9 protein-coding genes are annotated in these 12,689 nt (G+C 61.6%); all 9 read left to right on the top strand.

What is annotated here, in order from left to right; genetic code table 11:
* Positions 1-83 precede the first annotated feature (83 nt).
* The 9 genes from KUF73_RS08260 (at position 84) to KUF73_RS08220 (ending at position 12,609) form a co-directional block, all read left to right on the top strand.
* On the top strand, positions 84-1,043 hold the full coding sequence (locus KUF73_RS08260; protein WP_008150800.1) for a MoxR family ATPase: 960 nt from the start codon (positions 84-86) through the stop codon (positions 1,041-1,043).
* Between the two features lie 5 nt (positions 1,044-1,048).
* A complete protein-coding gene (locus KUF73_RS08255) occupies positions 1,049-1,993 on the top strand; it encodes a DUF58 domain-containing protein (RefSeq protein WP_218437547.1) in 945 nt (314 codons plus the stop codon).
* The gene (locus tag KUF73_RS08250; RefSeq protein WP_218437546.1) at positions 1,990-2,484 is read left to right on the top strand and encodes a DUF4381 domain-containing protein; all 495 of its coding nucleotides are present in this window, start codon (positions 1,990-1,992) and stop codon (positions 2,482-2,484) included. The genes KUF73_RS08255 and KUF73_RS08250 overlap by 4 nt, the downstream gene beginning before the upstream one ends.
* Positions 2,477-3,556, top strand: coding sequence for a VWA domain-containing protein (locus tag KUF73_RS08245; protein WP_218437545.1), 1,080 nt, complete (start codon positions 2,477-2,479; stop codon positions 3,554-3,556). The genes KUF73_RS08250 and KUF73_RS08245 overlap by 8 nt, the downstream gene beginning before the upstream one ends.
* Positions 3,553-5,292, top strand: coding sequence for a tetratricopeptide repeat protein (locus KUF73_RS08240; RefSeq protein WP_218437544.1), 1,740 nt, complete (start codon positions 3,553-3,555; stop codon positions 5,290-5,292). Before KUF73_RS08245 ends, KUF73_RS08240 begins: the two co-directional genes overlap by 4 nt.
* A complete protein-coding gene (locus tag KUF73_RS08235) occupies positions 5,289-6,929 on the top strand; it encodes a BatD family protein (RefSeq protein WP_218437543.1) in 1,641 nt (546 codons plus the stop codon). Before KUF73_RS08240 ends, KUF73_RS08235 begins: the two co-directional genes overlap by 4 nt.
* 204 nt (positions 6,930-7,133) lie before the next feature.
* A complete protein-coding gene (locus KUF73_RS08230; protein WP_218437542.1) occupies positions 7,134-8,378 on the top strand; it encodes an exonuclease SbcCD subunit D C-terminal domain-containing protein in 1,245 nt (414 codons plus the stop codon).
* Positions 8,375-12,016 (top strand): AAA family ATPase, encoded by a 3,642-nt coding sequence (locus KUF73_RS08225; RefSeq protein ID WP_218437541.1) that lies wholly within the window; start codon positions 8,375-8,377, stop codon positions 12,014-12,016. The genes KUF73_RS08230 and KUF73_RS08225 overlap by 4 nt, the downstream gene beginning before the upstream one ends.
* A complete protein-coding gene (locus tag KUF73_RS08220; RefSeq protein ID WP_218437540.1) occupies positions 12,013-12,609 on the top strand; it encodes a glutathione S-transferase in 597 nt (198 codons plus the stop codon). The genes KUF73_RS08225 and KUF73_RS08220 overlap by 4 nt, the downstream gene beginning before the upstream one ends.
* The last annotated feature ends 80 nt before the right edge of the window (positions 12,610-12,689 follow it).

Genomic DNA, 12,689 nt, shown 5'->3' with positions numbered 1-12,689 from the left:
CCCCCCGCGATGGATTAAAGTAACGCCCCCAGCCGTGGCGTTATTCGAACGTTTTCGGTCACCCTTTCCAGGAACAGTCATCGATGGAACATCGTGAAGCGCTGCTAGCGCTGCGAACCTTTCTTTCAACGCAGATTCTCGGCCAGGAAAAACTCATCGAGCGCTTGCTCATCGCCCTGCTCGCCGATGGCCACATGCTGGTCGAGGGCGCCCCTGGCCTGGCGAAAACCAAGGCCATCAAAGAACTGGCAGAAGGCATCGAAGCACAGTTCCATCGCATCCAGTTCACCCCCGACCTGTTGCCTGCCGACATCACCGGCACGGAAATCTACCGCCCGGAAACCGGCAGCTTTGTGTTTCAGCAAGGCCCGATCTTCCACAACCTGGTGCTGGCGGACGAAATCAACCGTGCCCCGGCCAAGGTCCAGTCGGCGCTGCTGGAAGCCATGGGCGAGCGACAGGTCAGCGTCGGGCGCAGTACCTATGAGTTATCGCCGCTGTTCCTGGTGATGGCCACGCAAAACCCGATCGAGCAGGAAGGCACCTATCCGCTGCCCGAAGCTCAGCTTGACCGCTTCCTGATGCACGTGAAAATCGGTTTCCCGGATGCGGCGGTCGAACGCCGCATCCTGCAGCAGGCCCGTGGCGAAGCCTTGAACGGCGAAACCAAGCCCGAGCGCCGGGTCAGCCAACAGGCCATCTTCGCCGCACGCAAGGAAATCCTCGGTTTGTACATGGCCGACGCCGTGGAGGAATACCTGGTGCAACTGGTCATGGCCACGCGCACACCGGCCAAGTTCGACCCGGAAATGGCCGAATGGATCGCCTACGGCGCCAGCCCGCGTGGCTCGATTGCCCTCGACCGTTGCGCCCGCGCCCATGCCTGGCTCGCCGGTCGCGACTTCGTCAGCCCGGAAGACATTCAAGCGGTGCTGTTCGATGTGTTGCGTCACCGCATCATTCTTTCCTTTGAAGCCGAAGCCGCTGGCATCGATCAGGACCGGGTGGTCCAGCGGATCCTCGACGTCGTAGCCGTCGCTTGACGCCGATGAACGCCCTCCTGCCGCCCCAACCGGGTATCCGCATCACGCTCGCCGAGCTGATCGAGATGCGCCATCGCGTGCGTGAAGTGCAGTTGTTCTCCACCCCGAGCCAGCGCAGCCCGCTCATCGGGCTGCACCACTCCAAGCTGCGCGGCCGTGGCGTTGACTTCGATCAGGTGCGGGTCTACCAGGCCGGTGACGACGTGCGAAGCATTGACTGGCGCGTCACCGCCCGAACCCAGGAACCGCACACCAAGTTGTTCCATGAAGAACGCGAACGGCCGATTTTCATCATGGTCGAGCAAAGCCGCAGGCTGTTTTTCGGCTCGGGACTGATGTTCAAGTCGGTGCTCGCCGCCCAGGCTGCGAGCCTGATCGGCTGGGCTGCGTTGGGCCATAACGACCGGGTGGGCGGCCTGGTATTCGGCGACAACGAGCATTACGAGATCAAGCCGCGCCGCAGTAAACAAAGCCTGCTGCAATTGCTCAACCGACTGGTGCGGGTCAACCAGTCGCTGCACACCGAAAACGAGACCGATCGCGATGCTTTCGGCATTGCCCTGCGCCGTGCCCGGGAAGTGTTGCGTCCGGGCAGCCTGGTGATCGTGATCTGCGACGAACGAGCCCTGACCGAGGGTGCCGAGCAACAGCTGAGCCTGCTGTCGCGCCATTGCGACCTGTTGCTGCTGCCAGTCTCCGACCCGCTCGACCACGCCCTGCCCGCCGCCGGCCTGCTTCGTTTTGCCGAGCGCGGTGCGCAACTGGAACTCGACACCCTGAATTACGACTTGCGGCAAACCTACCGCGCCCAGGCCGAAACACGCGTTGCCCGTTGGGAATTGCTGGCGCAAAAGCTGCGGGTGTTGCTGATGCCTCTGAGCACACAGAGCGAGATGGTCGAACAGCTGCGCGAATACCTGAACCCACAGAAGCCGGGTAAAGGTCGATGAACAGTCTCGATCAACTGCAACCGCTGATCACCCCCCCGCCGATCGAGTTCTGGCCACCCGCGCCAGGATGGTGGTCGCTGCTGTTGTTGCTGCCTTTGATCGGTTTCGGTCTATGGAAACTGCGGCGCTTCATCCCGAACAAGCGGCCAATCGTACGCGCCGAACAACCCCTTGACCCCGTGCGCGTCGCCGCGTTGGCGGAACTGGCGCTGATGCCCAAGCCCTACGACGGCGCACCCGCCGGCGCCTGGCTGCAGCAACTCAATGGCTTGCTCAAACGCCTGTGCCGCAATCACTACCCCTACAGCCAGAGCCATACCCTGAACGGCCGTAAATGGCTGGCATTCCTCGACAACCGCTGCCCGGCTGCGGGCCTGACCCGCTGGATGGTGCTGGTCGAAGGTGCCTACAAACCGGAATGCAAACTCGACGACAAGGCTATCGCCGGCCTGACCCAGGCGGTCGATACCTGGATTCGCAAACATGTTTGAGTTCGCCTGGCCGTGGCTCTTCGCCCTGCTGCCACTGCCGTGGCTGATGCGCATGCTGTTGCCGGTGGCCGACAGCGGCGAACCGGCGCTCAAGGTCAGTTTCCTCAGTGACCTCGAAGGCCTGGCCCGACGCCGCGCCCGGGCCAATCTTCCGGCCTGGCGCCAACAGGCACCGTTCATGCTGTTGTGGCTGATGTTGCTGACCGCTGCCGCGCGCCCGCAATGGCTTGGTGAACCGCTGCCGATTGCCGCCAGCGGCCGTGATCTGTTGGTGGCGGTGGACGTGTCCGGCTCTATGGATTTCCCCGACATGCAGTGGCAGGACGAAGACGTCAGTCGCCTTGATCTGGTCCAGCATCTGCTCGGTGACTTCCTTGAAAGCCGGGATGGTGACCGGGTCGGTCTGATCCTGTTCGGCAGCCAGGCCTATGTGCAAGCGCCCTTGACGTTCGACCGGCATACCGTGCGCGTCTGGCTCGACGAAGCGCGTATCGGCATTGCGGGCAAGAACACCGCCATCGGCGACGCCATCGGGCTGGCGCTCAAGCGCCTGCGTCAGCGTCCGGCGCAAAGCCGCGTGTTGATTCTGGTGACGGACGGCGCCAACAACGGTGGCGAAATCGACCCGCTCACCGCTGCGCGACTGGCCGCCAAGGAAGGCGTAAAAATCTACCCCATCGGCATTGGTGCCGACCCGGAACAAACGGGCACTTTGGGTTTCCTCGGAATCAATCCAAGCCTGGACCTTGATGAGCCATCCTTGAAGGCGATCGCCGAGGCCACGGGTGGCCAGTACTTCCGCGCCCGCGACGGCAAGGAACTGCAAGCGATCAAGGAAACGCTCGACCAGCTGGAACCGGTGACCCAGCAACCGACCCAGGCCCGCCCCGCCCAAGCGCTGTATCACTGGCCGCTGGCGATGGCGCTGTTGATGAGCATGTTGATGGTCGCCCGCGAGCTCTGGCCGGATAACCCGCTGCAACGCCTGTTTACCAAGGATCTGTTTTTGCAAACGCAACTGCCTGAATGGCGCCAGCGACTCAAACGCCTGCGCCTGCGGAGGCGCCGATGAGTGCGCTCTGGCCGTACTGGTTCCGTCCTTGGTGGCTGCTGCTGTTGCCGCTGCTGGGTTGGTTGCTCTGGCAACTCTGGCATCGGCAGAAACGTGCCGGGCGCTGGCAGATGATCCTGCCGCCAGCGTTTCACGCGGTGCTGCTCAGTGGCGGCAACGGCCGTGAAAGCAAACTGCCGTGGGTGGCCCTCGGCGTAGCGTGGCTGCTGGCCGTGTTTGCGCTGCTGGGGCCGAGTTGGGAGCGTGTCGAGCAACTCAGCCAGAAACCCGCCGACCCGTTGGTGGTGATCCTTGAGCTGACCCCGGAAATGCTCGCCACCGACGTCCAGCCGAACCGACTGGAGCAAGCCCGGCGAAAACTGTTCGACCTCCTGCAAAACCGCAGTGACGCGCAGACTGCCATCGTGGTTTACGCCGGCAGTGCGCACACCCTCGTGCCGCTGTCGGACGACCTTTCCACCAGCCGCAATCTGCTGGATGCACTCAAGCCGTCGTTGATGCCTGAAGCGGGTCATCGCGCCGATCTGGCGGTGCTCAAGGCCTTGACGCTGCTGGAGCAAGGTGCCCTTGGCGATGGCCGGATCCTGTTGATCGGCTCGTCCCTGACGGAACAGGAACGCCTGGGCATTCGCAGCGCGTTGCGCGGCAAGTCAATGCAGTTCCTGATGCTCGGTGTCGGCACCGCCGAAGGTGCGCCGATCACTCAGGAAGACGGCAGTTTCCTCAAGGATGAACAGGGCGCGATTTTAGTACCCCATCTGGACGAACCCGGCCTCAAAGCCTTCGCCGACGACCTCGACGGGCACTATCGCCACGCGCGCCTGGACGATGCCGATCTGCGCGCCCTCGGCCTGCTCGACGGCCCACGTAACCTGCGCAACGATGGCCAGACGTTGCGCCTGGACACTTGGGCCGACCAGGGTTACTGGTTGCTCTTGCCGCTGTTATTCCTGGCAGCCTGCGCCGGTCGTCGTGGCTGGTTGTTCTGTTTGCCGCTGTTGCTGGCGCTGCCGCAACCGAGCTACGCCTTCGACTTTCAGGATTTGTGGCTGCGCCCCGATCAACAGGGCCAGCACCTGCTCAAGCAGAAACGTCCGGCCGAGGCCGCGCAACATTTCGAAGATCACCAGTGGCAAGGTGTCGCCCTGTATGAGGCTGGCGATTACAGCAGCGCCGCCCAGCGGTTCGCCGAAGGCAATGACGCCCACGCCCACTACAATCGTGGCAATGCCCTGGCCAAAAGTGGTGAGCTGGAAGCGGCGCTGGATGCATACGACCAGGCGCTTGAGCGCCAACCTGACTTGCGTCCGGCACTGACCAACAAGGCACTGGTAGAAAGCCTGCTCAAGCAGCAAAACACCCCGCCCGCTGCCGAGCCGGACAAGTCGGCCAGCGAGGAGCCGCAGACGTCGCCACAACAGTCACCGTCCGACGCCACGGCGCAACCATCGAACACTGACGAACCGAAAACCGCCGAGTCGCCGGCTGAATCTGCCACCGAGCCAGCGCGCACGAAACCCGCGCGCTCCGGCACCAACGAAGTCCCCGGCAGTGAGTTGGGGGATGAGCAGCACACCACGCCGCCTATGCGCCCGGCCAACGACAGCATCCAAGGCGAACAACAGCAGGCATTGGAGCAATGGCTGCGGCAGATTCCGGATGACCCTGGCGAACTGCTCAGACGCAAATTCTGGTACGAACAGCAACAACATCAGGATCAGGGAAAAACTCGATGAACCGCTTCACCGCCTTCATGCTCGCCTCACTGTTATGGACTGCCCAGGCGCAGGCTGCGGAGCTGGTCGCCAGTGTCGATCGCACCCGCCTGAGTTCCGGCGAGACGATCGAACTGACCCTCGAATCCACCGACGTGACGCAGTTCGGCAAACCTGACCTGACGCCGCTGGAGCCGCTGTTCGAAGTGCGCGGCACCCGCCAGGTCAACCAACTCAACACCCTGAGCGGCGACAACCGTGCCACCACCCGCTGGATCGTCACCCTGCTGCCGAGACAGAACGGCAGCGTGGTCATTCCGCCGCTGAAGCTGGGCGACGTCGAGAGCCAGCCGATCACCGTCCAAGTGGTCGAGAGTGAAACCCAGGACAACCCGAACAAACTGGCCCCGGTCTTCATCGATGCCAGCCTCGATCAAACCAGCGTGTACGTGCAGGCGCAGACGATCCTGACATTGCGCATCTACCACTCGGTGTCGCTGTATGACGACAGTAGCCTGCCGCCGTTGCAGATTCCCGATGCACGCATCGAACAGCTCGGCGAATCGCGCACTTATGAAAAAGACATCAATGGCGTTCGCCATGGTGTGATCGAAATGCGCTACGCGATCTACCCGCAACACAGCGGCGAATTGATCATTCCGGGGCAAATATTCAATGCCGCGCTGGTGGATGCACAACCCACTGCGGACTCAACGTCGCAGTCGCCAAAATCCGGCAAATTGATGCGTGTCAGCTCCGGCGAATTGTTACTGACGGTCAAGGCCAAACCCATTACCTATCCCGCAGACTTGCCTTGGTTGCCGGCGCGTAGCCTGACCCTGAGCGAGAGCTGGAACCCGGAACCGGATCATCTTCAGGTCGGTGAGTCGCTGACCCGCAGCCTGATTGTCAAAGCCGAGGGACTGGGCAGCGCGCAGTTACCGCCGCTGCCCGGCACCGAAGCCAGCGGCCTGCGCCGTTATCCGGACCAACCGGTGCTCGGCAACCAGAACAGCGAACGCGGCCTGGTCGGCAGCCGCGAAGACCGCGAGGCGCTGGTGCCGGCTCGTAGCGGCGCAATCGAATTACCATCGGTTGAAGTGGTCTGGTGGAACACCTTTGAAGACCACCTCGAACACACCAGCCTGCCCGCCCGAACCCTGCAGGTAGCGGCCAACCCAAGCCTGATGGTTGACACCCCGGCAGGCAACGCCCCGGTCAATGCCAGCGCCGACAGCGAAACCCTTTGGCGCTGGAAATTCAGCACCCTGATCCTGGCCTGCACCACCCTGCTCGGCTTCGGCCTCTGGTGGCGTGCACGCTGGCAACCGGCAATCCTGCGCACCGCGCAAACCGGCCCGAGCCCGCGCACCGTACTCGACGACCTCAAACGCGCCTGCCAGGCCAATGATCCCCACACCACCCGTCAAGCCCTCGACGCCTGGGCCCGGCAGCAACCGGAAACCCTCGCCGATATGGCCGCCCGCTTCGTACCCCTGTCCGACGCCCTCGACGGTCTGAACGGCGCGCTGTACAGCGAAACCGGCCAGCATTGGCAAGGTGAAGAACTGTGGCGAGCGATTCGGACGATCCCGATTGCCGAGCGGGTTCAGGACGTGACCGGTGATGCTGGGTTGCCGCCGCTTTATCCCAAATAAGATCAGAAGATAAAGATCAAAAGATCGCAGCCTGCGGCAGCTCCTACATCGATCCCTGTAGGAGCTGCCGCAGGCTGCGATCTTTTGATCTCTGTAGGAGCCGCCGAAGGCTGCGATCTTTTGAGCGTTTGCCAGTAAACTCTCTCCCCTTTCGCCGCTGTCATTTTGCTTCGCGGCCATCACTTTTATGTAGCGGAGTTGCCCTTGCGTCTGTTTCACACCTCCGACTGGCACCTCGGGCAGAACCTGCACGGCCAGGATCGCGATTTCGAGCACGGCTGTTTTCTTGACTGGCTGCTGCGCCAACTCAAACTGGATCAGCCCGATGTGCTGTTGATTGCCGGCGATATCTTCGACACGGTCAACCCGCCGGTCAAAGCCCAGGAGCGCCTCTACGACTTCATCGTCAGCGCCCATGAGCAGCAACCGTTACTGACCATCGTGATGATTGCCGGCAACCACGACTCCGGCTCGCGGATCGAGCTGCCTGCGCCATTGATGCGCCGTTTGCGCACCCATGCGTTGGGCCGAGTGTTGTGGCTGGATGACGGTCAACTGGATGCCGAACGTCTGTTGCTGCCGTTGCCGGATGCCAGCGGCGAAATCGCCGGCTGGTGCCTGGCGCTGCCGTTCCTGCGCCCGGCGGAAGTAACCGGCGCGCATCTGGGCGACAACTACCTGCGCGGTATCGGTCAGGTTCACGAATGGCTGATCGAAGCGGCCAATGCCAAACGCCAGCCGGGCCAGGCATTGATCGCTATCAGCCATGCGCACATGGCGGGCGGCTCTGTTTCGGAAGACTCCGAGCGCAGCCTGATCATCGGCAATGCCGAAGCCCTGCCTGCCAGTCTGTTCGGCCCGAGCATCAGCTACGTCGCTCTTGGTCACCTGCACAAGCCGCAGAAGGTCAACGGTGAAGAGCGCATTCGCTACAGCGGTTCACCGATCCCGCTGTCGTTCTCCGAGATCGGCTATCAGCACCAGATTCTCGACATCACACTCGATGGCGAAACCCTGGTCAGCGTCGAGCCCAAACTCATCCCCCGCGCGGTGAACCTGCAACGCATCGGCCCGGCGCCATTGGCGGATATCTTGTTGCAACTGGCGGACTTGCCAAACATCGACTTGCTCGCCGACGTCGATCGCCAACCTTGGCTGGAAGTACGGGTACGCCTCGATGAGCCGCAACCCGATTTGCGCCATCAAGTGGAAACCGCCCTGCAAGGCAAAGCTGTGCGCCTGGTGCGCATTGCCGCCGAATACGCCGGCAATGGCAGCCACGAAGGCACCAATGACGGTGCCACGTTGATCGAACTGGATCAGCTCACGCCGCAGGAACTGTTCAGCCGCGCCTGGCAGGACAACTACGGCAGCGAGGTCGATGAACAAACGTTGAAGGACTTTGCCGAGTTGCTGCAAGACGTACAGATGGAGAGCGAACAACCATGAAAATTCTCGCGATCCGCCTGAAAAACCTCGCCTCGCTGGCCGGGCCTTTTGAAATCGATTTCACCGCTGAACCCTTGGCCAGTGCCGGCCTGTTCGCCATCACCGGACCGACCGGCGCCGGCAAAAGCACCCTGCTCGACGCCTTGTGCCTGGCGCTGTTCGGCGCCGTACCGCGCTTGAACAACACCGGTCGCGACGCCAAGGTGCCGGACGCCGATGGCGAAATCGGCACCGGCGACCCGCGCACATTGCTGCGTCGCGGTACGGGCGAAGGTTATGCCGAGGTGGATTTCGTCGGTGTCGATGGCCGTCGTTATCGTGCGCGCTGGGAAGCCAATCGCGCCCGGGAAAAGGCCGGCGGCAAGCTGCAAGCCAGTCGCCAGAGCTTGCGCGATATCGATCAGGATCAACTGCTGGCCAGCCAGAAAGGCGAGTACAAGACCCAACTCGAAACCGCACTGGGCCTGAATTTCGAGCAGTTCACCCGCGCCGTGCTGTTGGCGCAGAGCGAGTTCAGCGCTTTCCTCAAGGCCGACGACAACGAACGCAGCGAGTTGCTGGAAAAGCTCACCGACACGGCGCTCTATACGCGCCTCGGTCGTCGCGCCTTTGACAAGACAAAAGAGGCCCGTGACGCCCACAAGCAGTTGCAGGATCAGGCCAGCGGCGTCACGCCGTTGTCGCCCGAAGCAAGAGCGGAACTGGATCAACGTTTCAACGAGGCGCAGCAGCAACTCAAGGCCCAGCAGGCACAGCTCAAACAGCTTGAAGAGCAACACACCTGGCTCAAACAGCTGCGCCAATTGCAGGACGAGCAACAAAGCGCCGCCGAACAACTGCAATCGGCCCAACAACATTGGGAAAGCCTGGTCGGTGAACGGCTGAAATTGACACGCCTGGAGCAACTGGCACCACAGCGGCATCAGTTTGCGCGCAAGACTGAACTCACCGCACAGCTCATACCGCTAGCGGCGCAGATTCAGCAGCACACGCAACAGCAACTGGAACTGAGCGAGCGCCAGACGCAACTGGAACAGACTTTGAGCAACGCCCACGCTGCGTTGGCCGAAGCACAAAATCAGCACAGCGCCGGCGCGCCGTTGCTGCGCCAAGCGTTTGAAGAGCAAAGCACCCTCATCCGCCTGGTCAAAGACACCAGTGCCAGCGCCGATCTCAAGCAGCAGGCGGAACTCGCCTGTACTCAGGGTCAAAGCGCCATTCAAGGGATGCTCGACCAGCAAAAGCAGGTCGCGTCGCGCTTGACGCTCATCGCCGGAGAGCTTGAGCAAAGCTCTCACCTGACGCCGCTGAGTGACGCCTGGAACGCCTATCGCGATCGCCTGCAACAACTGATGTTGATAAGCAATCGCCTGAACAAGGGCCAGGACGAACTGGCTGCTTTGGAAAAGGGTGCCACCCGCGCCGCCGAAGAGCTGACAGCGCAAAAACAACATCTGGAATTACTGTACAAAGAGGCCGGTGCCGAGCCTGAAGCCGTGGCCGAGCAGATCCAGCTACTGAGCACTCTGTTGCAGGACAACCGCAAGCAACTGCGTGCCTTTGAAGAGTTGACGCGTCTGTGGGCCAGCCAGCAGGAACTGGACAAGCGCGATGCGGAGCTTCAGCAGCGCCTGCATGTCGCACTGCAAGAGCGAGACCGGCTCACTCGTGAAGGCGGGGAAGCAAAGGCCGAACTGGCCATAGCTGAACAAACCCTGACCGTTACTCGCGAATTGCTGGAGCGCCAGCGACTGGCGCGCAGCGAAAGTGTCGAGCAGTTGCGCGAGCAATTGCAGGATGATCAGCCCTGCCCTGTCTGCGGAAGCGCCGATCATCCTTATCATCAACCTGAAGCGCTGTTGCAAAGCCTCGGTCGGCATGACGAAAGCGAACAAGCGAACGCCAAGAAAGCCGTCGATTTACTCAATGAAAAAGTGGTCGATCTACGAGCTCAATACAGCGGAACCATCTCTCAACTCAAAGAACTGAAACAGCAACAAGAGCACCTCGTCACTCAACAACAAAACCTGGCCCAGAGCCTCGAAGCTCATCCACTGTCGGCTCAATTGCTCAACCAAGAGGCCGCCAAGCGTGATGCCTGGCTGACCCAACAAAACAGCCAGCTGAACCAGAGCATCACCCAGGACGAACAGCGCCAGACCGCCCTGCTCACCCTGCAACAGGATGCCGGGCGACTGGCGCAACAGCTGCGCAGCGCCGAGACAGCGAGCCAGCAAGCGACCCAACACCTGAACAACCAGCAACACGCGTTGAGCAACGATCGCCAGCGTCTGGACGAAGAACTGACGGCTTTCAGCACGCTGCTTCCGGCGGATACGCTGGAAGCACTGCGCAATGAGCCTGCCGCGACCTTCATGCAGCTCGACCGGCAGATCGCCCAGCGTCTTCAACAACTCGAACAGCAGCGCGACGAACTGGGCGAACAGCAACAACGCCAACAGGCGCTGGAGAAAGAACAGGATCGCCAACTGACCCGCGCCCAGCAATTGGACGTCGCGCAACAGCAGTTCACGGTGCTGGCCGAACAGCAACAGGCTTGCCAACAGAAACTGGCGCAATTGCTCGGTCAACATTCGAGCGCCGAGCAATGGCAGCAACAACTTGATCAAGCCGTCGAACAGGCACGCCATGCCGAAACCGCTGCCAGTCAGGAACTGCAAACCATACGCACGCGCCTGGTGCAACTCGCGGCGGAACTCAAGGCGCAGCAGGAACGTTCACACGCGCTGGAAAACGAAGATCACGCGCTAAGCGGCAAGATTGCCGAGTGGCGCGCGCAACACCCGGAGCTGGGCGACAGTGACCTGGAGGCACTGCTGAGCGTTGACAATCAGCACGTGAGCGAACTTCGCCAGCAATTGCAGCACAGCGAAAAATCCATCGAACAGGCCAAGGTGCTGTTGCAGGAACGCGATAAACGCCTGCTCGCTCATCAAGCCCAACACAATGGCAATCTCGACGCCGAGCAACTGGCCACCGCGCTGGCAGACCTGCAAAACCTGTTTGCCGCCAGCGAACATCGTTGTGCCGAATTGCGCGCCGAGCAGACCGAGGACCAGCGCCGACAAAACGCCAATCAGGCGCTGGCGCAGCAGATCGCCGATGCCTACACCGAGTATCTGCGTTGGGCGCGGTTGAACGCGTTGATCGGCTCGGCCACCGGCGACACTTTCCGCAAGATCGCCCAGGCTTACAACCTCGACTTGCTGGTGCACCACGCCAACGTGCAACTGCGCCAACTGGTACGGCGCTATCGCCTGAAACGCGGCGGCAGCATGCTCGGTTTGCTGGTGATGGACACCGAGATGGGCGACGAACTGCGCTCGGTGCATTCGCTATCGGGGGGCGAAACATTCCTGGTGTCGCTGGCGTTGGCGTTAGGCCTGGCATCGATGGCATCGAGCACGCTGAAAATCGAATCGTTGTTTATCGACGAAGGTTTTGGCAGCCTCGACCCGGAATCCCTGCAACTGGCCATGGATGCACTCGACGGCTTGCAGGCGCAGGGACGCAAGGTTGCGGTGATTTCCCACGTACAGGAAATGCATGAACGGATTCCGGTGCAAATCCAGGTCCGCCGCCAGGGCAACGGCCTGAGCACCCTGGAGGTGAAATGACCACGCTGTATTCCTTCCGCCGCTGCCCGTATGCCATGCGGGCGCGCATGGCTCTGCGCTATTGCGGGGTTGCCGTGGACATTGTCGAAGTCAGCCTGAAGGCAAAACCCGCCGAAATGCTCGCGCTGTCGAGCAAGGGCACGGTGCCGGTGTTGAGCGTCGATGGTCGGGTGATCGATGAAAGCCTGGACATCATGCGCTGGGCCCTCGCGCAGAATGATCCGCAGGACTGGTTGCTCAAGGACGATTCGTTTGGGGCGTTATGGATGAACAAGCTGATCGAGGCCAACGACCAGACGTTCAAGGTGCATCTCAATCGCTACAAGTACGCCGAGCGCTACCCCGAGCATCCCATGGAGTTTTACCGTGGCGAGGGTGAGGCGTTCTTGCGCAAGCTCGACGAGATGCTGGAAGGTCGCGACTATTTGCTGGCCGATCATCCGAGCCTGGCCGACGTGGCCCTGATGCCGTTCGTACGGCAGTTTGCCCACGTCGATCGCGAGTGGTTCGCGCAGACGCCATATGTGCGTTTACAGGCCTGGTTGCAGCGCTTCCTGGAATCCGAGCTATTCACATCGATCATGAAGAAATAACACGTACCCGTAGGAGCGAGGCTTGCCCGCGAAGCTTCTATCGGCCTTGAAGACGCCTTCGCGAGCAAGCTTCGCTCCTA

The sequence above is a fragment of the Pseudomonas sp. PD9R genome (assembly GCF_019200975.1).
GTDB lineage: Bacteria > Pseudomonadota > Gammaproteobacteria > Pseudomonadales > Pseudomonadaceae > Aquipseudomonas.
This window is presented reverse-complemented; position numbering and strand designations above follow the sequence as displayed.